At 61.4% G+C, this 25309-nt stretch carries 20 protein-coding genes and 1 pseudogene; 17 read left to right on the top strand and 4 right to left on the bottom strand.

From position 1 onward, the window contains the following. The first annotated feature begins 53 nt into the window (after positions 1 to 53). Positions 54 to 779: a response regulator gene (locus BB934_RS24915; RefSeq protein ID WP_099512084.1), complete on the top strand. Its 726-nt coding sequence runs from the start codon at positions 54 to 56 to the stop codon at positions 777 to 779. A gap of 74 nt (positions 780 to 853) precedes the next feature. On the opposite strand, the gene BB934_RS24910 is transcribed toward BB934_RS24915, so the two are convergent. Next, entirely contained in the window at positions 854 to 1327 is a 474-nt protein-coding gene (locus BB934_RS24910; RefSeq protein ID WP_099512083.1) for an Lrp/AsnC family transcriptional regulator, read from the bottom strand. A gap of 62 nt (positions 1328 to 1389) precedes the next feature. Between BB934_RS24910 and ehuR the strand changes: the two genes are divergently transcribed. From ehuR to BB934_RS24830, 16 genes are all read left to right on the top strand, one after another. Further along, positions 1390 to 2850 (top strand): MocR-like ectoine utilization transcription factor EhuR, encoded by a 1461-nt coding sequence (ehuR, locus tag BB934_RS24905; protein ID WP_099512082.1) that lies wholly within the window; start codon positions 1390 to 1392, stop codon positions 2848 to 2850. Positions 2851 to 3065: 215 nt separating this feature from the next. Next, on the top strand, positions 3066 to 4028 hold the full coding sequence (gene eutB, locus BB934_RS24900) for a hydroxyectoine utilization dehydratase EutB (RefSeq protein WP_099513202.1): 963 nt from the start codon (positions 3066 to 3068) through the stop codon (positions 4026 to 4028). Continuing rightward, on the top strand, positions 4028 to 5041 hold the full coding sequence (gene eutC / locus BB934_RS24895) for an ectoine utilization protein EutC (RefSeq protein ID WP_099512081.1): 1014 nt from the start codon (positions 4028 to 4030) through the stop codon (positions 5039 to 5041). The genes eutB and eutC overlap by 1 nt, the downstream gene beginning before the upstream one ends. Then, the gene (gene doeA / locus BB934_RS24890) at positions 5038 to 6219 is read left to right on the top strand and encodes an ectoine hydrolase DoeA (protein WP_099512080.1); all 1182 of its coding nucleotides are present in this window, start codon (positions 5038 to 5040) and stop codon (positions 6217 to 6219) included. The genes eutC and doeA overlap by 4 nt, the downstream gene beginning before the upstream one ends. Before the next feature lie 5 nt (positions 6220 to 6224). Then, positions 6225 to 7229: a N(2)-acetyl-L-2,4-diaminobutanoate deacetylase DoeB gene (gene doeB, locus BB934_RS24885; protein ID WP_099512079.1), complete on the top strand. Its 1005-nt coding sequence runs from the start codon at positions 6225 to 6227 to the stop codon at positions 7227 to 7229. 89 nt (positions 7230 to 7318) lie between these two features. Further along, the gene (gene ehuB, locus BB934_RS24880; protein WP_099512078.1) at positions 7319 to 8170 is read left to right on the top strand and encodes an ectoine/hydroxyectoine ABC transporter substrate-binding protein EhuB; all 852 of its coding nucleotides are present in this window, start codon (positions 7319 to 7321) and stop codon (positions 8168 to 8170) included. A gap of 77 nt (positions 8171 to 8247) precedes the next feature. After that, positions 8248 to 8913: an ectoine/hydroxyectoine ABC transporter permease subunit EhuC gene (gene ehuC, locus BB934_RS24875; RefSeq protein WP_099512077.1), complete on the top strand. Its 666-nt coding sequence runs from the start codon at positions 8248 to 8250 to the stop codon at positions 8911 to 8913. Continuing rightward, the gene (gene ehuD, locus BB934_RS24870) at positions 8910 to 9602 is read left to right on the top strand and encodes an ectoine/hydroxyectoine ABC transporter permease subunit EhuD (RefSeq protein ID WP_099512076.1); all 693 of its coding nucleotides are present in this window, start codon (positions 8910 to 8912) and stop codon (positions 9600 to 9602) included. The genes ehuC and ehuD overlap by 4 nt, the downstream gene beginning before the upstream one ends. After that, positions 9599 to 10366, top strand: a complete 768-nt coding sequence (gene ehuA / locus BB934_RS24865) for an ectoine/hydroxyectoine ABC transporter ATP-binding protein EhuA (protein ID WP_099512075.1) — start codon at positions 9599 to 9601, stop codon at positions 10364 to 10366. Before ehuD ends, ehuA begins: the two co-directional genes overlap by 4 nt. 133 nt (positions 10367 to 10499) lie before the next feature. Next, positions 10500 to 12014: an NAD-dependent succinate-semialdehyde dehydrogenase gene (locus BB934_RS24860; RefSeq protein WP_099512074.1), complete on the top strand. Its 1515-nt coding sequence runs from the start codon at positions 10500 to 10502 to the stop codon at positions 12012 to 12014. A 13-nt stretch (positions 12015 to 12027) separates the two neighbouring features. Beyond that, complete coding sequence (locus tag BB934_RS24855) at positions 12028 to 13419, top strand: aspartate aminotransferase family protein (protein WP_099512073.1); 1392 nt, start codon at positions 12028 to 12030, stop codon at positions 13417 to 13419. A 192-nt stretch (positions 13420 to 13611) separates the two neighbouring features. Then, positions 13612 to 14736, top strand: a complete 1125-nt coding sequence (gene ald / locus BB934_RS24850; RefSeq protein ID WP_099512072.1) for an alanine dehydrogenase — start codon at positions 13612 to 13614, stop codon at positions 14734 to 14736. 107 nt (positions 14737 to 14843) lie between these two features. After that, positions 14844 to 16172 (top strand): ArgE/DapE family deacylase, encoded by a 1329-nt coding sequence (locus BB934_RS24845; RefSeq protein WP_099512071.1) that lies wholly within the window; start codon positions 14844 to 14846, stop codon positions 16170 to 16172. A 279-nt stretch (positions 16173 to 16451) separates the two neighbouring features. Next, positions 16452 to 18365: an adenylate/guanylate cyclase domain-containing protein gene (locus tag BB934_RS24840; RefSeq protein WP_099512070.1), complete on the top strand. Its 1914-nt coding sequence runs from the start codon at positions 16452 to 16454 to the stop codon at positions 18363 to 18365. 17 nt (positions 18366 to 18382) lie between these two features. Then, complete coding sequence (locus BB934_RS24835) at positions 18383 to 19483, top strand: phosphatase PAP2 family protein (protein WP_099513201.1); 1101 nt, start codon at positions 18383 to 18385, stop codon at positions 19481 to 19483. 38 nt (positions 19484 to 19521) lie between these two features. After that, positions 19522 to 21228, top strand: coding sequence for a S8/S53 family peptidase (locus BB934_RS24830; protein WP_099512069.1), 1707 nt, complete (start codon positions 19522 to 19524; stop codon positions 21226 to 21228). Here the strand turns inward: BB934_RS24830 and BB934_RS24825 are convergent. The 3 genes and pseudogenes from BB934_RS24825 to BB934_RS24815 form a co-directional block, all read right to left on the bottom strand. Further along, positions 21200 to 22157 (bottom strand): annotated as a pseudogene (locus tag BB934_RS24825) (IS630 family transposase). The gene BB934_RS24830 and the pseudogene BB934_RS24825 overlap by 29 nt on opposite strands. A 498-nt stretch (positions 22158 to 22655) precedes the next feature. After that, a complete protein-coding gene (locus tag BB934_RS24820; protein WP_099512068.1) occupies positions 22656 to 24650 on the bottom strand; it encodes a hybrid sensor histidine kinase/response regulator in 1995 nt (664 codons plus the stop codon). A 4-nt stretch (positions 24651 to 24654) separates the two neighbouring features. Further along, positions 24655 to 25302, bottom strand: a complete 648-nt coding sequence (locus tag BB934_RS24815) for a chemotaxis protein CheX (protein ID WP_173909491.1) — start codon at positions 25300 to 25302, stop codon at positions 24655 to 24657. Positions 25303 to 25309: the final 7 nt, after the last annotated feature.

Genomic DNA, 25309 nt, shown 5'->3' with positions numbered 1-25309 from the left:
CGCACTTCCAGGAAAGCGTGGCTTGCTCCAGAAGTTCGCGGGGGGACCATTTTATGAAATCGATTTCGCTTGCCTTGATCGATGATCATCCGATCGTCGTTGAAGGGCTCACGCATGTTTTTGGATCGCAGGATGCCTTCAAGATCGTGGCGACGGGTGCAACATCACGGGATGCGCGTGCCATCGCGGAGCGATTTCGCCCCGACCTGATGATTTTAGGTTTGTCGCCGTCGGATGACGCATTGCAGACGATCTCCCAGATCAAGGCCGAATTCCCAGGCATCAAAATACTTATGTTCACGGCCGATCCCGGCGTGGAGCACGCCGTGAGCGCTCTCGAGGCGGGAGCACAGGGCTACGTGTTAAAATCCTGTCAGCTGGATGAACTTCTTCATGCGGCCGGGGCTGCGATCACCGGAGAAACTTACATATCCCGAAATTTCGCGAGCAGGGTCCTCACCGCGCTGCGTAGCGCTTCCGTACGCAAGGTTACCTTGGAGGCGCTCAAACTGAGCGCCCGGGAGGATCAGATCGTTTGCCTCCTGCTCGACGGCAAGACCAATCGGGAAATGTCCTTGAACCTCGGCATCACCGAGAGAACCGTCAAGCACTATATGACGGTTTTGATGCAGAAGCTGAATGTCCGGAACCGGGTGGAAGTTGTGATCGCAGCCCAGAGCCTGGGTCGACCCGCAGTTTCTGCATCAGGCACAAGGAGAGGTGGCTTCAGTCGCCTCGACCAGCAATACGCGGCGGGCGATAGCTCCTATCATTCATGATGCGAGGCTCGGCGCAGGACCGGTATCTATGATTTTAACAGGCGGTTAGTTTTCCGCTCAATACGCCCCTCGCTTCAGCGCTCAAAGGCAAGACCGTGGAAAGCATCGGCGGTCTTTACGTTTTTCGTGACGACGTAAGTGAAATACCGCTCGATCCCTAGATTGAGCTGCAACAGCCTGTCGATCAATCTCTGATAGTCATCGATGTCCGAGGCAACGACTTTAAGAATATAGTCGATGCCTCCGCCAGTCGCATCGCAGGAGACCACAGCCGGCTCCTTAAGGATCGCCGCCTCGAAGCGCTGGAAATCGGCTTGCTGATGGCTCTTGAGGGTGATTTCCACGAGGACTGTGGTCCACCGCATGAATTTGTCCGTGTTGATCCGGGCCGTATAGCCGGTGATGACCCCATTCTTTTCCAGGCGACTAAGGCGCTCCCAACAGGCCGTCGGCGATAGATTGACCGCCTCCGCCAGGCGAAGCTTGGTCATTCGGCCGTCGGTTTGGAGCGCCGAAAGAATTTTCAGGTCGATCTTATCGAGTTTCATGACTTTCCCAGGCTCTCGGCACATTGTAATGATTACCTGTGCCATTCGCATGAGACAATGCCATGCGCGAGTCCCCTCGCCCCTTCGTCGCCCCTCGCCCTTCCAACGATCCCCATGAGGCAAACGCCGGGGACTGGCGCCCCATATTGACGAAGCGTAAGGGGGCGACGAAGCACAAGCTTCTGACGGAGCGGATCATCGCGGATATCGATGCCGAGATCCTGCCCGTTCACACCCAGATGCCGACCCACCGCGACCTTGCACGCAGGCTCGGAGTGTCCGTGCAGACGGTAAGCCTCAGCTACAAGGAGGCCGAGCGGCGCGGTTATCTGCAAGGCGAAGTCGGGCGCGGCACCTTCGTTCGCAGCCGCGTTACGGAAAAAGCCGATCGCTTCATGCTCGATCGCGATCCCGGCGAGATCGTCGACCTCTCTATTGTCCGGGCAATCTATACGGAGACGCACGAGCATGCCTCGCGCACCGCGATGGGGCAACTCGCCCAAGCTGACAACAGCGCTTTCATGCGCCCCTGCCGGCCTATTGCAGGGCTGGACCAGCACCGGGCCGCAGCACAGGTCTGGCTGAAGGGCCTGGGAGTTGACGCCGCCAAGGACCGTATCCTCGTCACAAATGGCGCGGCGCATGGCCTGTTCCTGGCAATCGCCGCGATCGTCCGCCCGGGCGAGGTCGTTCTCACCGAGAACCTGACCGACCACGGCATCATTGGGCTGGCTAACTTGCTCGGCTTCACCTTGCGGGGTCTCCCGACCGATCGTGAAGGGATTCTTGTCGAGGCTTTCGAAGAGGCCTGCCTTGCCGGTGACGTGACCGCCCTGGTTCTCGTCCCTTCCCTCGGCAATCCGACCAGCCATGTGATGGGGGCTGAGCGGAGACTGGCCGTAGCTGAGATTGCCCGTCGCCATGGCATCTACGTGGTAGAGGACGAGGTCTACAAGCCGCTCCTGGAGACGCCGCTTCCCGCGTTCACCGAGCTATTGCCCGATCTCGGCTTTTTCGTCACGAGTTTCACCAAGACTGTTTTGACCGGCTTGCGTATCGGATATCTCGTGGTGCCGCCCCAATACAGTATCCGAGTCGCCAGCATCATGCGCGTGACGACGTGGAGCGCCACCAACCTTCCCGCTGAAATCACGACACGATGGATTGAGGACGGTACGGCGCAAAACCTGATCAGGGTGCAGCGCCAGGAAATTCGAGCGCGACAAGCGCTCGTTGCGGATGTTCTGGGCGAGCATATCGCGCAAACCCATTCGCTGTCTCTGTGTGCTTGGCTGAGAGTGCCGCCGCGGTGGACGGAGGAAGGGCTCGTGCGAGCGCTGGCTCAGAAAAACATCGCCGTGACACCATCCGACCCCTTCGTAGCGGGTGGGGGCCACACCGGCGGCATTCGCATCTGCATCGGCGGTCGGCTGTCCCACGTCAGCCTCGGCCGATCGCTGCAGACAATTGCCCACACCTTCGAGCAATTGCCGCCAGTGTTCGATGTCGGCTCAATAGCATGACGGTGGCACCCGATTGTATCATGACAATATAGTCATTGACATGATTTAGAGCGCATCGCACCCTCTCTTTGTCCTGATGTGAGATGCGGATGCACCCAATGATCTCGGAAAGATTTTGGAGTGAGGCAGATCGAACCGACGTATTGATAAGAGCCGAAGACGGTTCGCTGCCTTCGGGTTTGGCAGCCTAATCGCTTCACGGCTGCTGCACCATGATGATCGGTCTCGATGAAATCGTGAAGGCTCAAAGCCGCATTGCCGGGCAAATCCGGCGCACGCCTCTCGTTTCATCCCGAGGTCTTTCCGCTCGTTGCGACTTCCCGATCCATCTCAAGCTTGAGAGCCATCAGTCGACCGGAAGCTTCAAGCTCCGCGGCGCCACCAATGCCGTTCTTTTGGTGGACGACGAGGCACGGCAACGCGGCCTTGTGACGGCTTCGACGGGCAATCATGGGCGTGCTGTCGCTCAGGCCGCTGCAGCTCAAGGCGTGAGAGCCGTTGTCTGCATGTCTGCATTGGTCCCCAGCAACAAGATCGACGCCGTGCAGGCACTCGGCGCTGACGTCCGCATCGTCGGACGTTCGCAGGATGATGCGCAGCAGGAAGTGGAACGGTTGGTGACCGGGGAAGGCCTGACCGAGATCCCACCGTTCGACGATGCTGCCGTCATTGCTGGCCAGGGCACCATCGGATTGGAAATCATTGAAGATTGTCCGAATGTCGAACTTGTTCTCGTGCCCCTCTCCGGCGGCGGACTGGCTTCCGGCATAGCGGCAGCGATCAAGGGAAAGCTCCCGCGAACGCGTGTCATCGGCATTTCGATGGCCCGCGGAGCGGCCATGCACGAGAGTCTGCGCGCGGGACATCCGGTTGCCGTCGAAGAGCTGGAAACCTTGGCCGATTCCCTCGGCGGCGGCATCGGCCTGAGCAACCGATACACCTTCGCCATGTGTCGCGACCTGCTCGATGACGTCGTTCTTCTCTCGGAGGACGAAGTCGCGGAAGGCATACGCCATGCTTTCACGGAAGGAGAAACTGTGGAGGGAGCCGGTGCGGTCGGCATTGCGGCCTTGCTGGCAAAGAAAATCGAAGTGAGAGGCCCGACCGTCGTCCTCGTTTCGGGCCGCAACATCGATGAGGCGCGGCACGGGCAGATTATTGCCGGAGGGCATGGCTGATGGCCAAGATGCTCGTTCTCACGGAGCCTGATCTCCGCAAGATCGTCCGGCTCGACGCCAGTGCGGTTGCCTGCGTGGAAGACGCGTTCGCGGCATTAGCGACCAAGCCCGTCGTCATGCCGCCGATCCTGCGACTCGATATCGCCGAATACCGCGGCGAGGTCGACGTGAAGACAGCCTATGTGCCAGGTGTCGACGGCTTTGCCATCAAGGTGAGCCCCGGTTTTTTCGACAATCCGAAGCTAGGGTTGCCGAGCCTCAACGGGCTCATGATTCTGTTGAGCTCGAAAACCGGCCTTGTCGAAGCTTTGCTCCTCGACAACGGCTATCTCACCGATGTGCGCACTGCCGCCGCCGGCGCCGCCGCGGCAAAGCATCTCTCACGCCCCGACGCTCAGGTCGCAGCGATCTTCGGAGCGGGCATCCAGGCGCGGCTGCAGCTTGAGGCGCTCACCCTCGTGCGGCCGATCAAGCAGGTGCGCATCTGGGCCCGTGACCCGGCCAAAGCCGATACGGCGGCGAGAGAGCTGACCAGTTCCCTGCGCATCGAGGTTGAGGCTGTCTCGGCGCCTCATGAAGCGTGTGATGGGGCGGACATCATCATCACCACGACCCCGTCCGAACAACCGATCTTGAAGGCGGAGTGGATCCGGCCGGGCCAGCACATTACGGCGATGGGTTCCGATTCAGAGCACAAGAATGAAATCGAGCCCGCCGTCCTTACCCAAGTGATCTATATCGCCGACAGCGTTGCCCAGACGCGACGCCTCGGCGAATTGCATCACGCCATCCAAGCGGGCTTGATCGCGCCGGATCGATCCTTTGGAGAGCTCGGTCAGGTGATCGCTAGACAGATCCCGGGCCGTGAAAGCCGAGACGCCATCACCCTCTGCGACCTCACGGGCACGGGCGTGCAGGATACCGCGATCGCCACCCTCGCCCGCTGCCGCGCTGTGGAAGCAGGCGCTGGACGGGCCATCGATACGCAAGAACTAACCGGAGGCACGCCGTGAGCGCACCCAATCTCAACTTCAGCCGAGCGGAATATGCCGAGCGTCTCGCGAAGACGCGCAAAGCGATGGAAAGAGCCGGGATAGATCTGCTGATCGTCACCGATCCGTCCAACATGCATTGGCTGACGGGCTATGACGGCTGGTCGTTCTATGTGCATCAATGCGTGCTGGTGCCCCCCGACGGCGAACCGGTCTGGTATGGCCGCGGCCAGGACGCCAACGGCGCCAAGCGCACAGCCTATCTCGCCCACGACAACATCATCGGCTATCCGGATCATTATGTTCAATCCACGGAACGCCATCCGATGGACTACCTGTCCGGGATCATCGGCGAGCGTGGCTGGGACAAGGGCACCATCGCCGTCGAAATGGACAATTACTACTTCTCGGCGGCTGCCTACCAATCCCTCGTCAAGCACCTGCCGAATGCAAAGTTCAAGGATTCTCTGTCGCTCGTAAACTGGCAGCGTGCGGTCAAGAGCCGGCAGGAGATCGAATACATGAAGATCGCGGGCCGCATCGTGGAATCGATGCACCGACGCATCCTCGAGAAAGTCGAGCCCGGCATCCGCAAGAACGATCTCGTCGCCGAGATCTACGACGCAGCGTTGCGCGGTGTCGATGGATTCGGCGGCGACTATGCGGCCATCGTACCGCTTCTTCCCTCCGGTGAGGAGGCCGCGGCCCCGCACTTGACCTGGGACGACAAATCCATGCGCAGCGGCGAAGGAACGTTCTTCGAGATTGCGGGATGCTACAAGCGCTATCACTGTCCCTTATCCCGCACCGTCTTTCTCGGCAAACCGACACAAGCGTTCCTCGACGCAGAGAAGGCGGTCCTGGAAGGGATGGAGGAAGGGTTAGCAGCCGCAAAGCCCGGCAATGCATGCGAGGACGTCGCCAACGCGTTTTTCGCCGTGCTCAAGCGCTACGGCATCGTCAAGGACAACCGCACCGGCTACCCGATCGGCCTAAGCTATCCGCCGGATTGGGGCGAGCGCACCATGAGCCTGCGTCCCGGCGACAGGACGGAACTCCAGCCGGGCATGACGTTCCATTTCATGACCGGTCTGTGGCTCGAGAATATGGGGTTGGAGATCACCGAGAGCATCGTCATTACCGACAAGGGCGTCGATTGCCTCTCCAACGTGCCGCGCAAGCTGTTCGTGAAATCGTGAGCAGCATGCGGCCGATCGAGCGTCCCTCGCCTATCGCAGCCAGCGTCGACTTCGACGCGGACGGGGTGCAGCACGGATTTCTGCGCCTGCCTTACAGCCGGGACGACTCGGCGTGGGGCTCGGTGATGATTCCGATCACCGTGGTGAAACGCGGCGAGGGGCCGACGGCCCTGCTCACCGGCGCCAACCATGGCGATGAGTACGAAGGTCCCATCGCCCTGTTCGACCTCGCCCGCACTCTCACAGCCGAACAGATTCAGGGACGGGTCATCATCGTGCCGGCAATGAACTACCCGGCCTTCCGAGCGGGGACCCGCACCTCGCCGATCGACCGGGGCAATCTCAACCGCAGCTTTCCGGGTCGTCCGGACGGTACGGTGACGGAAAAGATAGCGGATTACTTCCAGCGCACCCTGCTTCCGCTGGCCGACATCGTTCTCGATTTCCATTCCGGCGGACGCACTCTCGACTTCCTGCCCTATGCGGCCGCTCATGAACTGCCGGACAAGGCACAGGAACGGCTCTGCTTCGACGCGGTGGCTGCATTCGCGGCTCCCTATTCCATGCGGATGATCGAGATCGATGCGGTTGGCATGTACGACAGCGCGGCCGAGGAAATGGGCAAGATCTTCGTCACGACCGAATTGTCGGGCGGCGGCACCGCGTCCGCGAAGACGGTGCGGATCGCCAAGCGCGGCACCATGAACGTGCTCAAGCATGCCGGCATCGTCGCCGGCAGGCCTGAGACGGAGCCGACCCGCTGGCTCGACATGCCGTCGGCCGAATGCTTCCGCTTCGCGGAAGATAACGGTCTCGTGGAGCCCTGCATCGATCTCGGCGACCCGGTTCAGAGGGGCGACATCATCGCCCGCATCCATCCGATCGGCCGGACGGGGCAGTCGCCCAAGGAATACCGTGCCGCCCTCGACGGTGTTCTCGCGGCTCGGCACTTCCCGGGCCTCGTCAAGACAGGCGATTGCCTCGCAGTCGTCGCTACGGTGGAGGATTGAGCTTTTCGAATCCAAAGACCGCCAGCGCTTCTGCTGCAAGCCGGATCAACCGGCACGCGGACCCTAATAACACCAGAGGAGAAGACCACATGCACAAGATCATCCGCTACGGCGTTGCAGCTCTGGCCTTTGCGGCAGCCATCGGAGGCGCGCAGGCCCTTACCCTCGACGAGGTCAAGAGCGCCGGCTACGTCCAGGGCGCGACCGCCAACGAGGTCCCATACGGCTATATGAAAGAAGATGGCTCGGCCGCCGGCATCGGCCCGGCTGTCGCGATCGCTGTGTTCAAGAAGATGGGCATCAACGAGGTCAACTGGACCGTGACGCCGTTCGGCACGCTGATCCCCGGCCTGAAAGCCCGCCGATTCGCCTTCGCAGCCGCCGAGCAGAACATCTCGCCCGAGCGCTGTAAGCAGGTCTCCTTCACGGAGCCGAATTCCAGCTACGGCGAGGGCCTGCTTGTCAAGAAGGGGAATCCGAAGAAGCTGACCACCTATGCCGATATCGCCAAGGACCCGTCGCTCAAGGTGGCCGTGGTCTCGGGCGCCAACAACATCGACTTCCTGCGCGCCGTCGGCGTGAAGGACAATCAGATCGTCATCATCCAAGCCAATGCAGACGCGCTCTCCACGGTCCAGACCCGCGCGGATGCCTATGCAGCCACCGAGCTGACCGTGTCCAAGCTTGCCGAAGGCGGAAAGGATGTGGAGCAAGTCAAGCCATTCACGGACCCGATCGTGGACGGCAAGCCGGTTCGCAACTATGGTGGTTTCGCGTTCCGTCCGGAGGACAAGGAACTCCGTGACGCCTACAACGCCGCGCTGATCGAGTTCCGCAAGACGGACGATTACAAGAAGATCCTGACGTCCTATGGCCTCAGCGAGGAAAGTATCAAGGCCGCCATGGCCAAGAACGTCGCCGACCTCTGCGCCGGCAAGTAATTTGCCAAGCCTTCAAACTGCCCGGCTCGAAGCTTGCATCTCGGGCCGGGCAGAGCATCCGTGAGAAGGAGGCGACGATGACTTGGACGCAATATCTGACGCCTTTGCTGAAGGGTGCGCAGATTACGGTGATGATCTCTCTGACCTCGATCGTGCTCGGCACATTTTTGGCCTTTTTGGCAGGCATTGCCCGCACATCGGGCAATCGGATCATCTCCGGCGCTGCTTTCGCGTATGTCCTGTTGTTCCGCGGGACGCCGCTCCTCGTCCAGCTCTTCTGGTTCTATTATGCCCTGCCGCTGATCGGCATCTCCTTCGATCCGATCACCACAGGCATCACTGTTCTAGCGCTTCTCACCGGCGCATTCGGGGCGGAGGTCGTGCGCGGCGCCCTTCTGGCGGTGCCGCAGTCGCAGCACGAAGCGGCCCGTGCGCTCAATTTCAGCAAGTCCCACACGCTTTGGCACATCTCCATGCCACAGGCGATCATCGAGATGATGCCGGCCTTCGGCAATCTGGCGGTTCAGAACCTCAAGGACACCGCCCTCGTCTCGCTCATCTCCATCGCCGACCTGACCTTCCAGGCTCAATCCTTGCGCAATATCACCCTGGATAGCGCCACGATCTACACGCTGACCCTCATCGGATATTTCATCATCGCGCTGGGTCTGATGGTCATCATGCGCTTCATCGAGGCGAAGCTGCGGCGCGGAGCGGCCTTTCCCCGGAGCGCCCACTCATGATGTACGGTTATGAATGGGACACCTCTTCGACACTAGCCTTCGCGCTTTCGATCCTGCCGATCCTCGGAATCGGTCTTCTCGTGACTTTGCAGGCGGCGGCGGTGGGCTACGCCATCGCGCTGGTCCTCGGTCTCGTCCTCGCGCTCCTGCGACGCAGCCGCTACAAGGCAATCTCCTGGACGGTCGCCTGCTTCACCGAGTTCGTGCGCGACACGCCGCTCCTCGTCCAGCTCTTTTTCCTTTACTACGTCCTGCCCGATTTCGGGATCGTCCTGCCGGCTTTCATGACCGGGGCCCTGGCACTCGGGCTGCAATATTCGGCATATACGTCCGAGGTCTATCGCGGCGGAATCAACGCCATCCAGCGCGGCCAGTGGGAGGCTTCGACGGCCTTGAACCTGACGCGTCTTCAAACCTATCGCGATATCGTCGTGCCGCAGATGATCCCGCGCATCGTCCCGGCATTGGGCAACTACCTCGTCTCGATGCTGAAGGAAACACCGGTTTTGTCGGTCGTGACGGTGCTGGACATGCTCGGCCTCGCCAACATGATCGGTGAGCGCACGTTCGACTATCTCGTGCCGCTCTCCATGGTCGGCCTGATCTTCCTTCCCATGACCCTGATCTGCTCGGCTCTCATCCATCTGGTGGAAAAGACTCTGCCCAAAAGCGGGATTCCGTTGCGATGACACCCATCATTCGCTTTCAGAACGTCATCAAGCGTTTCGGCGCGCTGACCGTCCTGGATCAATTCAACTTCGATGTCCGCCAGGGCGAGAAAGTGACTCTGATTGGCCCGTCCGGTTCCGGCAAATCCACTGTGCTGCGCATCTTGATGACGCTCGAGCCCTTCCAGGAGGGGCATCTGGAGCTTGCCGGGATCAGCTACCACGAGCGGCACGGGCGGGGAGAGTTCAAGGCCAGCGATCGACACCTGCACAAGATCCGCTCCAATGTCGGCATGGTGTTTCAGAGCTTCAATCTGTTTCCGCACATGACGGTCTTGCGCAATATCGTCGAGGCGCCGGTCGCCGTTCTCAAGATGAAGCGCGCGGAGGCGGAAAGTCGCGCTATCGAGCTTTTGCGGATGGTCGGTCTGCTCGACAAGAAGGACCAGTATCCGAGCCAGCTCTCCGGCGGGCAGCAGCAGCGTGTCGCCATCGCGAGGGCACTCGCCATGCGCCCCCGCGTTCTCCTGTTCGATGAACCCACCTCGGCCCTCGACCCGCAGCTTGTCGGAGAAGTGCTGGGAGTGATCCGCAACCTCGCGCAGGAGCACGATCTGACCATGCTGCTTGTCACTCATGAGATGCGCTTTGCCCGCGAAGTATCCGACCGCGTATGCTTCTTCGATAAGGGACGCATCGTGGAGCAAGGTCACCCGGATCAATTCTTCAGCAATCCGGAACAGCCGCGAACCCGGGAGTTCCTGAGCTCCGTCCTGAACGGCTGACGCATGATCCGAGAAAGTCTCGGCTGCGGCCTCCCAGAACCGAGACTCTATCTGGCTTCGAACGGAAGAACCGAAACCTTCTCACCTCCTGAAACACTAGCCTCCCTTGCGTGGGTTTTCAGGAGATCGCCGCATGAATGCGATGACGCAGACCACTGCCGCTGCCATCCCTTCCAAGGCGGAGACCCATCCGGCCTTAAGCCGGCTGCGGGATGCCCGCCTGTTGCGCGAGATGGCCTATATCGACGGCCGCTGGACCGGAGCGGTATCCGATGTCCGCTTCGAGGTCCGCGATCCGGCTTCGGGACTGGTCGTTGCCCGCGTCGCCCGGCTCGGCGCGGACGAAGCAACGCAGGCGATCGACGCCGCGGCCCTTGCCCTGCCCGCCTGGAAAACGCTGCTGCCGCAAGAGCGCGCCGCCCGCCTGCGGGCCTGGCATGATCTCATCCTTGAAGCCCGCCAGGATCTCGCCCTTCTCATGACCCTCGAGCAGGGCAAGCCTCTGTCCGAATCGCTCGGGGAGATTTCCTATGCGGCTTCCTTCGTGGAATGGTACGCCGAAGAGGCCAAGCGCCTCAATGTCGAGAGCGTGACCAGCCATCTCCCGGGTGCAGAGATGCTGGTGCGCCGCGAAGCACTGGGTGTCGCCGCGCTGCTCACGCCATGGAACTTCCCATCGGCCATGCTGACGCGGAAGGCTGCGGCCGCCCTTGCTGCCGGCTGCACAGTCGTGGCTCACCCCTCCTCTTACACTCCCCTTTCTGCCCTCGCCCTGGCCGAGTTGTCGGAGCGCGCCGGCCTGCCCGCGGGTGTTTTCAACATCGTCCCTGGTCAAGCCGAACCCATTGCCAATCGATTCTGCGACGATGAGCGCGTGCGTGTCGTAAGCTTTACAGGCTCGACAGAGATCGGGCGCAGGATCGCTGCTCGCTGCGCCTTGACCATGAAGCGCCTCGTGATGGAACTCGGCGGCCACGCGCCCCTGCTGATCTTCGACGATGCGGACTTGGACAAAGCCGTCGAGATCGCCATGGCGGCGAAGTTCGCGACGTCGGGTCAGGACTGCCTTGCCGCCAATCGCATCTACGTCCAGCGTTCGATCTACCCCGCTTTCTGCGAAGCGTTCGGCGAGCGCATCGCCGGGCTGAAGGTCGGAGCGGGGCTCGAGGCAGACACGGAAATAGGACCCCTGATGCATGCCAATGCGGTCTCCAAAGCTCAGGCGCAGATCGACGACGCCGTGAGGCAAGGCGCGCGGCAGATCACCGGCGATGCGGCTCCCGCGGGACCGAACTTCGTGACGCCGACGCTTCCCGCCGATGTGCCGGACAGCGCCCTTATCATGAGAGAAGAGACTTTCGCCCCCATCGCTGCCGTGACGCCATTCGATACCGAGGACGAGGTCGTGCGGCGTGCGAACGCGACCGAATACGGCCTCGTCGCCTATGTGGTCACGGAGAATGGCGCCCGGGCCTTGCGACTTGCCCGCTCGCTGGAATACGGCATGGTAGCCGTCAACCGCGTCAAGATCACGGGCGCGCCGATCCCGTTCGGAGGAACGAAGCAGTCGGGTCTCGGCCGCGAGGGGTCCCGCCACGGGCTCGAAGCCTTCACCGACCTGAAATACATTTGTCTCGACATCAATTAATCGGAGCCGTTCCATGCTGCATGAGAAGAACAACCTGGGTAACGAACTACACGCCTGGGATAGGGATCATTTCTTCCACCCCTCGACCCATATGGCCCAGCATGCGCGCGGCGAAACGCCGAACCGTATCATCGCTGGAGGCGAGGGCGTCTATATCGTCGATCGCGAGGGCAAGCGCAGCCTCGATGCCTTCGCGGGTCTCTACTGCGTCAATGTCGGATATGGCCGGACCAAGATCACCGATGCCATCGCGGCGCAGGCAGCGGCCCTTCCCTACTATCATGCCTATGTCGGTCACGGCACCGAGCCTTCGATCCGTCTCGCCAAAATGATCATCGACCGTGCTCCGGAGGGCATGAGCCGCGTGTTCTTCGGCTTGTCCGGTTCGGATGCCAACGAGACCAATATCAAGCTCGTCTGGTACATGAACAACGTGCTCGGACGCCCCGAGAAGAAGAAGATCATCTCCCGCTGGCGCGGTTATCACGGCTCGGGCCTGATGAGCGGCAGCCTCACGGGGCTCGCTGCCTTCCATAACCTGTTCGACCTGCCGCGCCCGCCAGTTCTGCACACGGAAGCGCCCTATTATTTCCGCCGACCCGATCGCAATTTGTCCGAGGAGGAGTTCTCGCAATATTGCGCCGACAAGTTGGATGAGCTGATCCAGACCGAAGGCCCGGACACCATCGCGGCCTTCATCGGCGAACCGGTGCTCGGCACCGGCGGCATCGTGCCCCCGCCGAAAGCTTACTGGGATAAGATCCAGGCGGTGCTTGCCAAATATGACATCCTGCTCATCGCCGACGAGGTGATCACAGGCTTTGGCCGCCTCGGCAGCATGTTCGGATCGGACCATTACGGCATGAAACCGGACCTGATCACCATCGCCAAGGGACTGACGTCGGCCTATGCTCCGCTCTCCGGCGTCATCGTATCCGAAAAGGTCTGGCGCGTCCTGGAACAGGGCTCCGACACCTACGGCCCGATCGGCCATGGCTGGACCTATTCGTCTCACCCGCTCTGTGCAGCGGCGGGCGTTGCCAATCTGGAAGTGGTGGACGAGCTCGACCTCGTCGCCAATGCGGGCGATGTCGGTGTCTATTTCAAGAATGCGCTCAACGATGCCGTGGGTTCCAATCGCTTCGTCGGCGAGGTGCGCGGCGAGGGCATGATGGCCGCCATCGAGTTCGTGCGTGACCGCGACGATCAGGTATTTTTCGATGTGTCCGAGAAGGTGGGCCTGCGCGTCGCGGCAGCACTGCTCGAGCGGGGCGTCATCGGTCGTGCCATGCCGCAAGGGGACATCCTCGGCTTTGCTCCACCGCTCTGCCTGACTCGGGACGAGGCCGATACGATCGTCGCCGCCACGAAGGGCGCCGTGGAAGCCGTGACGGGCGCTCTCTGATGCACCAGATCGGGACGGGTCGGTGAACGAGCCGGCCCGTCCGACGCCCCCTTTCCAAAGGTGCGCATCCCCGGCCACGAACCGGAGTTTCCGGCCGCCAAATAATGGTCCAATTTTCCGCACGATGCGCTAGCATCGGCTTCGGAACAATCCACAACGACGCAAGGTCGGGAACTTCTGGGAGACGCTTACATGCTGATCGGGGTGCCATCCGAAATCAAGGACAATGAAGCCCGCGTGGGGCTCATCCCCTCTTCCGTTCAGGAACTGGTTCATCACGGCCACCGGGTCATGGTGCAGTCCGGGGCGGGACTCGGCGCAGGCTTTACCGATGAGGATTACAGGATCGCCGGAGCCGAGATCGTCGACGGTCCGGGGTCGATCTTTGCAGATGCCGAGATGGTGGTGAAGGTGAAAGAGCCCCTGGCTCAGGAGCGCCAGCGCTTGAGACCAGGACAGATTCTGTTTACCTACCTTCATCTCGCTCCGGACCCGGAGCAGACTCAGGATCTTATCGCGTCGCGGGCAGTTTGCATCGCTTACGAGACCGTCACCTCACCCTCCGGCGCACTGCCTCTGCTGACGCCCATGTCGGAGGTCGCCGGGCGGCTCGCACCGCAGGTTGGGGCCCATGCACTCGAAAAGGCGCAGGGCGGGCGCGGCATCCTGCTGGGTGGCGTTCCAGGCGTTCCAGCCGCTTCCGTGGTAATTCTCGGTGGAGGCGTGTCCGGCACCCACGCGGCCACAATTGCCATCGGCATGGGCGCACAGGTGACTGTTGTCGACCGTTCTCCGGACGCCCTGAAGCGCCTTTCGACCCAGTTCGGCAACGCGATCTCCACAGTCTATTCTACACGCGCGGCCATTGCGGAACTTGCCAGGGAGGCCGATCTGCTGATCGGTGCAGTGCTCATTCCAGGCGCCGCCGCGCCGAAGCTGGTGAGCCGCGAGGTTGTACGCACCATGAAGAAAGGCTCCGTCCTCGTGGACATTGCCATCGACCAGGGGGGCTGCTTCGAGACCTCTCACGCCACCACGCATTCCGACCCGACCTATGTGGTGGACGGCGTCGTCCATTACTGCGTCGCCAACATGCCTGGCGCGGTTGCCAGAACCTCGACGCTTGCCCTGAACAACGCGACGCTGCCGTTCGTCCTGACTCTCGCGAACAAGGGCTGGCGCACGGCGCTGTCACAGGATCCGCACCTGCTTGCCGGCTTGAACGTATGCGATGGCAAGATAACCTGCGAGCCTGTTGCGGAGGCTCAAGGCCTTCATTACACGCCGGCCCACGAGATGGTAGGGAACGGCCAATAGTTGCCTCTGGACTTCGATAACCGAAGCATCCAGTAGGTGCCTTCAGTCATTCCTACTCAAAGGCTCTCGCGTTGACGATTGCACCTCTCAGCACCGAATCCTCATCGATGAGTACTCTGTCCGAATCCGAGCGGGAGCGCATCCTGGCCGCCGTCGACGCAGCATTCGAAGCGCAGGTCGGCTTTATGTCGGAACTGGTGCGTTGCGTCTCACTGCGGGGACAGGAAGCCGGGGTGCAGGAACTCGTCGAGGCGGCCCTGCTGGAAAGGGGATATGGCGTTGATCGCCAGATGATCGATACGGCGCTGATTGGCCGACATCCGGCCTTTTCCCCGGCAACAGTCAGCTATGAGAATTCTTGGAACGTGATCGGGCGTCACAACCCGGCAATCGTCTGTGGACGATCCCTTATCCTGAATGCGCATGTCGACATCGTGCCGACCGGCGATCCAAACCGTTGGCAGGACCCGCCCTTCGAGCCGACGCGGCGTGGCGAATGGCTGTACGGTCGCGGCTCCGGCGACATGAAGGCGGGCTTGTCGGCGGCGATCTTTGCTCTCGACGCAATCAGGTCGGCAGGGCTCGAATTGACGGCACCGGTTGAGATCCACTCCGTCGTCGAGGAGGAAATCACCGGAAACGGAGCCGCGATGGCAATAGCCGGCGGCCATGTCGCCGATGCCGTGCTGATCCCGGAGCCGACCGACGAGAAGCTTGTTCGGGCAAATTCCGGCGTGATCAAGTTTGCCATCACGGTCCAAGGCAAGCCTGCTCACCCACGCGAGGTCAGTGGCGGTGTGAGCGCACTCGAAGCGGCTATGCAGCTTATCGATCGCTTGCGTCAACTCGAGACACGCTGGAACGAGGAGCGGTCTGCAAAACCATTCTTCGATGACGTGGAAAATCCCGCAGCTCTGACGATCGGGACGATCAACGGCGGCGAGTGGATCGCATCCGTTCCATCATGTTGCGGTTTCGAAGGACGCATCGGCTTTTATCCCGGCGACGACCCTCAGGAGCGCGTGAAGGAATTCGAGGCTTTCGTCGCTGCGACGGCTGCCGATGATCCAGTGGTGCAGCGCTGCCCGGAACCCACCGTGGAATGGGTTGGGGTCGTGCATGCAGGCTACACCCTTGCTCCCGGGTCGGAAGCGGAAGCCGTCCTTGTCGAGGCCCACGCAGCAGCCAACACACCGGATGGCTCGCCGCTACAGGCCTATGTCATGGCATGCTACCTGGATGCCGCAGTCTATTCCGTTCATGCAGGCATTCCCTCGCTGGTCTACGGGCCTATCGCGGAGAATATCCATGCCATCGACGAGCGAGTGTCCCTCCCCTCCTTGCGGCGCGTGACCAAGGCAATCGCTCTGTTCGTGGCGGCATGGTGCGGCATTCGTCCTTCGGCGAAGACATCTCATCTGTCCGGCGCGAACTGAAATTCGGAGCGGGCAGCGCGCAGAAAGCTGATTTTCCTATAATTTCAACTCGCACAGCCGTATTTCATCACGATTCCTTTCAAAGCCAAGTATCGGAATGAAACGAGAACTTGATACTTTGGGATAAAATGAAGTTGAAGGTGTCACAACAGAACGATATGTCTTTTACAAAGCATCTTAAGACGCGTTCCACTTGACAATGCTTCGCTTCCGCGAGAGCCTTGCTTTCGTAGAACTGGCTCATTGCCAGTGAGGTCGGGCTCACGGGGCCAGATCGACATGACCAATGACGAGGTGGAGAAACCGGGAGAACAGGCCACCCGGCCCGAGCGATCCGATGTGCGTAGCGCAGGCGTGGGGCTTGTGCAGCAGGAGACCGTCGTGCTTCTGGTCGACCTCGTGGAGTCGGTGCGGCTCATGCGGGAGCACGAAGCCGACGCCGTTCGCCGATGGACAGACTTCGTCCGTGTCGCCACCGCCGAGATACTGGCCCGTCATCGTGGCGTCCTCGTCAAGTCCCTGGGCGACGGCCTGATGGCGCGTTTCGAGGCGGTGCCCGATGCTGTCAACGCTGCCGCCGAGATGCATCGGGCCATCGCCATGCAGAATGCCGACATCCCGGAAGACCAGCAATTGCACCTTCGCGCAGGGATCAACGCTGCAATGGCCTGGAGCGACGGGACCGATATCTATGGAACGGCGGTAAATTTGGCAGCACGGCTGGCAACGCTGGCCGGCCCGGACGAGACGATCGCCAGCGCATCGGTGCATGAACAGCTGGCGGCTGCGCTAGCAAATCTGGCAAGCCCAGGTGAGACAATCGGCAATGCCGCTGCGCGCGATGCGCTTACGCACGGGGTCGACGCGGTGTGCGAAGATCTCGGCGATTGCTTTCTCAAGCACTTTGACAAGCCGGTGCGAGCGTACCGAGTCGGGCCGGCAAGCGCACAGCCAAGCTTCACCGGCCGACGCGACTACGGCACGGCGATGGAGCCGAGCATTGCCGTAATCCCCTTCGAAGCACGGAGCAGGACGATCGAGCATCTCGATGTCGGCAACTTGATTGCCGACAGCGTGATCTGGCGTCTGTCGAAGGCGGCGAACCTCAAGGTCATTTCACGTCTTTCGACCAGCGTCTTCCGCGGCCGTGTGAACAATACGGAGCAGGTGTCGGCCCATCTCGGCGCAACCTATGTCCTCAGCGGCGGGTACGTGGTGAGTGCGGGCCGAATTCTGGTGACAGCAGAGCTCGCCGAGGCGCGCAATAACCGGGTCATCTGGACCGACCGAGTGAGCGGGGATTTCGGCGACCTGCTCAAGCCCGAAAGCGAATTGGCGCATCACATCGCGCAAGGGGTCCATGTCTCTGTGTTCGACGCCGAAGTCGAGCATATCTTGACCCAGCCCCTGCCGACCCTCGAGAGTTATTCGCTGCTGCTCGGCAGCATCAGGATGATGCACCGTTCAAGCAAGGACGAGTTCCTGCAAACTCGCGCGATTCTCGAGGAACTGATCAACCGGCATAACCGAATTGCGGCCCCGCGGGCATGGCTCGGAAACTGGTTCATCCTGCGTGTGACGCGTGGGTGGTCCGAGGATCGCACGCGCGAGGCTTCCGAGGCCTTGAGCGTCACCCACGCCGCGCTGGACCGGGATCCTTCGGACGCGCTTGCGCTTGCGACCGAAGGCTTCGACTACTGTCATTTGTTGAAGGACCTGGACACTGCCCGCAAGCGCTGCGATCAGGCTGTGGAGGCCAACCCCAGTCATGCCCTGGGCTGGCTCTACCGAGGCACAATCAATGCGTTCGAGGGCGAGGGCGACGCAGCAGTGGACGCTACGCGGCGCGCGATGGAGCTCTCTCCGCTCGATCCGCAGCGTTACTACTTCGAATCCCTCGGCGCGACGGCGGAGCTTTCTGCGCACCGATACGTGGACGCCGAAAGGCTTGCGCGTTCGTCGCTGGCACTCAATCGCATGCATTCCTCTACATGGCGAGTCCTCGCGATCGCGCTTGTCTGCCAGGGGCGAATGGACGAGGCGCGCGAGGCCCTGCGCAATTTACGCCTGCTCGAGCCTGCATTGACGGTGGAGAAATATCTTGCGCGGATGCCGAACGGGCAACTCGACACGGGCCGGCAGTGGGCACACTGCCTAGCAGCGGCAGGTTTACCTTCTGGAGGATGGACTTAACAGACAGGGAGGCGGGAATGTCTCAATTGGGCGGAGCGGGTGGTGCCGGCGGAGCCGGCGGAGCAGGCGGGGCTGGCGGTGCAGGTGGAGCGGGTGGCGCGGGTGGTGCCGGCGGCGCGATGCTCGGTACGATGGCCGATGCCTACGTCAATTCGGTCATGGTGGATGCGCTCATCCTCGGGCGCGAAGGGACAACAACCCCCGAGACTAGTTCCTACGCGCCTGCACTGCTTCCCATTGGGGATGTATCACAGTTAAAACGTTGGGAGCCGTGGGTTCGCGCTTATGTGGCGATTGGCGAGCTGCTGCAAGGAATCAACTTTCAGAAGACGGCGACCTCCTACCGGGTCCGGTCATCCGCCTCGTTGATTGCGGAAATCGGACGTCCGAACGAAGCGACCTTTGCGGCACAGATTCCACTGGTGTTGAGTTGGGCTGAGCTGCGCAACGAACGCGCAACCGAAATTATGGCGCAGATCGATCCCCCTTATGCCTTCTGGTCGTCGATCATCTACATGCATCCCGACAGGACCAGACGCACATTCGAACTCATCAACCTGGTGCTGCAGTTCTGCGTGTATGTGGAAATGCGTGTCAAACACTCCCTGGCGTGCTGGCGTCCGGTCGAACACAACGCCCAGGTTCAACCCGTGATCACGACGCCGGGGCACGGAAGCTTCCCGAGCGGACACGCGACCCAGGTCTTTGCGGTAGCCTACGTCCTGAGATCACTACTGCATCTCGATCCGGCAGATCCGGTACATGCAATCATAATCGAGCAGCTCAAACGTCAGGCTGCGCGCATTGCGACGAACCGTGTCGTTGCCGGGGTCCATTTCCCTGTCGACAGCATGGCAGGGCGCATGCTGGGCGTGGCGCTGGGAGAGTACTTCGTCGGGCGTTGCACAGGAGGTCGGAAATTCATGGGCCGGAAGTTTATTGCCGCTGGGATCGACAATGCTCCCACCACCGACTTCAATCCGTTCAACGCCGACCAAGTTCTCGCGGGACCATCGCCGTTCTATTCTCAAACCGCGGGGACGGCCATCGGGCGGTCCGCATTGATGAGGTACATATGGAGTGCTGCGAGAAATGAGTGGAAGGAAAGATTTCCATAGGCGGAGGATCGTACCGCGGCCTCTACGGAGAACGTTCCATGCCCGAACTCGACACATACCCCAAGTGCTTCGGTCCGTACCTTCTTTACGCGATTTCGACGGGCTTTGAGAACTTTGAGTTCTCCGACGAGAAGAGGAGCGGTTTTCGGCTGTTCTTCCTCGCGGAGTTCAACAAGGCCGGACAGGAATCGGAGTTCGCCAAGGAGATGAAAGAAGCCAGGTTCTCCATCGTCATCGATCCGGCCGACGACCACATCCCATATGCCACACTGCATACGGACAAGGAGGCTGTGGTCAACGCTGTGAGCGGCACCGACGCGTTCAAGATCTGGGAGAAGTATGTCTCGAGGGTCGAGCTGTCGCTTCCGCTGGTGCCATCGGAATTGGTAGAGTTCAGGGAGAGCCTTGTTGAGCGCTGGCAGATGGACCAGGGACCGATGGGGTCTCTCCTCGTCGGCATCCTAGATGATGGCTGCCCTTTCGCCGCCGCGCATTTTCTTCGAACCCCGACGAGTACTCGGGTGTTGGGCATCTGGGACCAGAACCAGGGCAGGACGCCCGTCGAGATCAATGATCGCAATGGCAACGGATGCCTGTTCGGACAAGAGCCAACAGATTTCAAATACGGCCTTGAATTCCGGCGCCATCCCGGATTGAGCGCCTCCACATCCTTGCGGCAAATGGGTTTGGACGAATGGATCGAATTGCATTCGGCGTCGACAGGCAGCATCGACGAGGACGGCTGCTACGCGGATGCCGGCTTCATGCGCCTGTCGGGCCGTCGGTCGCACGGAGCGCATGTGATGGACGTGTTCGCAGGTCGTGTCCCGACCTCGTCACGTGTCGGCCCGCCACCTCCGGCCGACCGTCGCGACCCACCGAGCTGGGAGCCAGACACCGATCTTCCCTCCGACGCCGACGTGGTGTTCGTGCAATTCGCCGACGACTGTATCCGCGATGCGACCGGAGTTTGGCTCAAAGCGTATGTCCTTCAAGGTATCAGGTACATCCTGTCCTTTGCCGAACCGAATAAGACCCAAAACGTGGTCATCAACGTCAGCTACGGCCCGACAACCGGACCGCACAATGGCACCGCGGAGCTGGAGGCGGCGCTGACAGCGCTTGTCGCGGAATTCGATGGCACCGGCAAGAAGCCCAAGCTTGAAATCGTTCTGGCGGCGGGTAACGCCTATCTGAGCGCGGGGCACATCGTTTACACAAGATCCATGAACGAGTCTGATCACATCGAGTGGACATGGCGCCTTCCACCCGACAATGCCGTGCTCTGTTTCGCTGAAGTGTGGATCGACAACGCCAATCCCGGCCCTGTCATCGTTACGCTCACATCGCCCAGCGGAGCCAGCTTTACATCGGTCACCGGTCCCATCCCGCCACCGCCCGGCGTGTCTCTCCCGCCTTACACGGGGGTGTACGCGCCGGTCGTATCGGGTAGCCACACGATGTGGGTCCTTGCAGTCAACTCCACCCGAGCCAGGGCCGAACACGGGGACTGGAAGATTGAGGTTTCCGGTATTCCCCCGAACGCGCAGGTTCATGCCTACGTCGCGCGCAGCGACCCGAACATGGGCGTACGCACAGGCGCGAAGCTTTCATATTTCGTCGACCACAATTGGGAGCTGACCCGCTCGTCGGAGGCCGGCTGCAAGTACGCCAACGGAGAGTTCGACAAGACCGGGTCTCTAGAGCATCGGACGGTTAAACGGACGCATATCCGGCAGCCTTAAGGTAGTTCCAGCACTCTTGTGGTTCGAACAGGTTGCAGATCTCACCGAGCGCTCGCCAGAGCGCGTCGAACGTTCGGGCCTCGGCCTTGCGCAAGTGCGCTTTGATCTTGGCAAAGGCCTGTTCAATTGGATTAAGATCAGGCGAATAAGCAGGTAAAAACAGGAACCAGGCTCCGCGTTGCTTCAGACACTGAGCGGCCTTCTCGCTCTTGTGGACAGCCAGGTTGTCGAGGATCACCACATCGCCTTTGCGCAGCGTCGGCGCGAGCTGCGTCTCAATGTAAGCCTCGAACGCCAACCGGGTGATCGGGCCATCGATGATCCACGGCGCGCACAACTCGTTGCACCGTAGCCCAGCCAGAAAGGTATGGGTTTTCCAGTGTCCAAAGGGAGCTTTCATGCGTAGGCGCTGGCCCCTGCGGCTCCGCCCGCGCAGGCGCGTCATCTTGGTGTTGACATACGTCTCGTCCAGGAACACCAGCCGGTGCGTCTCCTGGCGCATGCGCGGCTGGCGCTGGGCATGCCAGACCCGGCGCTCATCCCGCACATCGGCGCGTGCGCACTCCGCCGCCATCAGGCATTTTTTTATATGAGAAGCCGTGCCGGCACAGGAAGCGCGAGAGCATCGCGGGAGCCGCAACGATCCCATGCTCAGTCAGCAGCCTTGCGGCCAGCTCGGGCATGGTGATGGCCGGCTCGGCCTCGACCGTCTGGATCAAGAAGCTCTCATAGGGCACCAGCTTGCCGCGTCCGGGCGGACGGCCTTGCCGGGCCGGTGCCGGCGAGCCGAACCGCCGCTTCCGCTGCACCAGCTTGATGGCGAAACTCTCGCTGACGTCAAAGTGCTGGGCTGCCGCCCGGCAGGAATGACCTGCATCGACAAAGTCGGCGACGCGCACCCGCAGATCCAGGGAATAGCAATGACCCATAATCCACCTCCCAGTCCAGGCAGTGAATCACAGCTCGGCCTCGCACAGAAGCCAGGAGTCTCATTTCCGGTCCGAGGCTCTAATTCATTGCCATGGAACTCTGAACGGGATCGCCACCGCGAAGGATTCCCGCGTGCATGTGGCAGGTGGCTACATTCTCGCGAATGGACGCAAGTCGCCCTACTCGTCGGCAGGCCCAGCGCGCAGTGGCCCCCTTACACTGCGCCGTGGCCCCGATTTCGCATTGCCCTGCGACGAATCTTACGCTCTCCAAGGCATACGTGCCGGAGGGAACAGAAGCGGCAGCGTGTTTCGCCTGATCGGCACCAGTGCCGCCGCACCGCAACTGGCCCGACACTTCGCCGATCCACCGCCCCCGAGCCCCTCTCGCGTGCCAGCGTCGACACAGCCCGATGAGATTGCGAAACGGGGCGGCGGCAACTTCGAACCACCATAACGCTCGGCACGATCGACGGGCCAATGCCGCGTTGGGTTCACTTACCTCGTGCCCTGGATCATGCTTCTGATCCGCGTTGCCAGCGCCTCGACAGCGAAGGGCTTGGTGAAAATCTCCATCCCTGGATCGAGGAAGCCGTTCGCCAGCGTCGCGTTCTCGGCATATCCCGTAATGAAGAGCACTTTCAGGTCAGGACGCGTCTCCCGCGCCGCATCAGCGAGCTGACGCCCGTTGATCCCGGGCAGTCCGACATCCGTGACGAGCAGGTCGATGCGCTGCCGCGACTGCAGGACCTTGAGGCCTGCCGGTCCGTCCGACGCTTCGAGCGCGCGATAGCCCAGATCTTGAAGCACTTCGATGATCAGATTGCGGATGACAGGCTCATCCTCGACCACAAGAACCGTCTCGCCCGCCTCTGCGCGCGGCACCTCGGCAAAGGAGACCTCGGAGGGCTCCTCCTGCGCGGTGCCGCGGTAGCGCGGCAGGTAGATTCTGATCGTCGTGCCCTGGCCCACTTCCGAATAGATCCTGACATGTCCCTCGGATTGCTTGGCAAAGCCATAGACCATCGAGAGACCCAGCCCCGTGCCCTGGCCCAGCGGCTTGGTGGTGAAGAAGGGCTCGAAGACCCGCTCGATCACATCCGGCGGCATGCCCGTTCCGGTATCCGTGATGCAGATCGCCACGTACTGCCCTGACCTAAGGTCGGGCTGAGCGGCTGCGTAGGTATCATCGAGATAAGCATTCGCCGTCTCGATGGTGAGCTTGCCGCCATCCGGCATGGCATCGCGCGCATTGATGGCAAGGTTCAGGATGGCGCTCTCGAGCTGGTTGGGATCGCATAGGGTCGTCCACAATCCGCCCGCCGTGACGATCTCCAGCGCATGCAGCGGACCGATGGTGCGGCGAAGCAGGTCCTCCATGGAGGCGATGAGCTGGTTGGCGTTCACCGGCTTCGGATCGAGCGGCTGCCGGCGCGCGAAGGCGAGCAGGCGATGGGTGAGCGCGGCGGCACGTTGGGCCGAACTCATCGCAGCCTTGGCGTAGCGCTCCACGTTCTCCGTACGGCCTTGCGCAATGCGGGTCTGCATCAGGTCGAGGGAGCCGACAATGCCGGCGAGAAGGTTGTTGAAGTCGTGGGCAATACCTCCCGTGAGCTGCCCGACCGCCTCCATCTTCTGAGCTTGACGAAGCTGCTCTTCGGCTCTCAGAAGCTCCTGCGTTCGCTCCTCGACGCGCTCTTCAAGGGTCTGGTTCAGGTGCCGCAGCGTTTCCTCGGCCGCTCGCCGCTCGTTTACATCGCGTAGAATGGCCGTCACGAAGACGCGCGTGTCACTCTGCCAGCGCGCGGCGGAAACCTCCAGGAAACTGGCAGATCCGTCCTTGCGCCGGGCTGTGACCTCCACAGGACGGTGCATGACGTCCCCATCGAGGATGCTTGTCCAAAGCTCATTCCAAGTCTCCGGCGCATCCAGAAGAACCGTCATCTCCAGACCGACGAGTTCACGGAGCGCGTAACCGAACTCCCGCGCGGCCGCGGGATTGGCGAGCTGGATGACGCCTTGTGCATCGAACGTGAGGATCGCGTCCGGAGCACTGTTCACGACGGCGTCGTAGCGAGCGTTCTGCCGCTCGCGCAGGACCTGTTCGCGTTGGACGGCAACCGTGACGTCGACGATTTGAACGAGGCATCGGAGATGAGGTCGCGCTCCAAGCGGGCGCACGGAGACATTGTGGATCAGCTGTCCGCCGGATCGGGTCCGCAGCGGCAGGAGTAGCGGGTGCAGGGAATGAGTCAGGAGCCTCGAGGAGCCTGCGTCCAGTGCGTCTCCGATCGCCGATTTGAGTCCGGGCGGGACTGCTCCCGGGAACAATTCGTCCAACCGTCTTCCGGCAGCATCCTGAGAGGAGATCCCGCTTGCCGAGGCGAACCACGCATTCCACGCGACCACGTGCATGCCGCCATCAAGCACGATGAGGCCCGTATCTACGGCGTCGAAGACCGCCGACAGGAGTTCATCTTCAATCTGATGCATGTGATCAGGATGCCATGCCGTCCGTCGCCCGCTCGATGAACTCGCCGAGAAGGCTCTTGAGTACGGCCAGCGAAGGAATGTCCATCAGCATGACGATGTAGCCGCTGATGTTCCGCTGCCGAACCGTGAAGTTGATATAGAGGAACATCACCACATCGCCAGCCTCGGGTGGAGGCTCAAGGTTGAAGAATTCCGATCCCTTCCCCCGAATTATCTCCGGCAGAGACATTCTCAGGCTGCGGCGGAGCATATTGGCGATCGTGCCCAGGCAGCCGTTCAGGAGTATGTTGCCGGTCTCGGCCAATGCCTCCTGCTCCAGCTCGATGATGTCTTCGAGGGAAAGGTCTCCGCCCGTGACGGCTCTGACGAGCTCGAGGCTCTTGGTCTCGGGAAAGATCAGCAGGGCTCGGCCCGTGATATCGCCCTCGAAGACCTGATGAACCGCGACGAGCTGACCGGTCTCGCGCCCTTCGAGGATCTCGATGGCCCGTGTGCGGTGAACGAGGTCGACGGACGGCACCGACAGGTGAACCTGCTCGCCGACCATTTCGCGAAGGTTGAAGGCGGCACGGCTGACGCCGATGTTCACGAGTTCCGTCAGAGCGTCAAGCTCCAGCTCGTTGAGCACTTCCGAGATCGTTGACGTCATCATCTCCCAC

This window comes from Microvirga ossetica (genome assembly GCF_002741015.1).
Classification (GTDB): Bacteria; Pseudomonadota; Alphaproteobacteria; order Rhizobiales; family Beijerinckiaceae; genus Microvirga; species Microvirga ossetica.
This window is presented reverse-complemented; position numbering and strand designations above follow the sequence as displayed.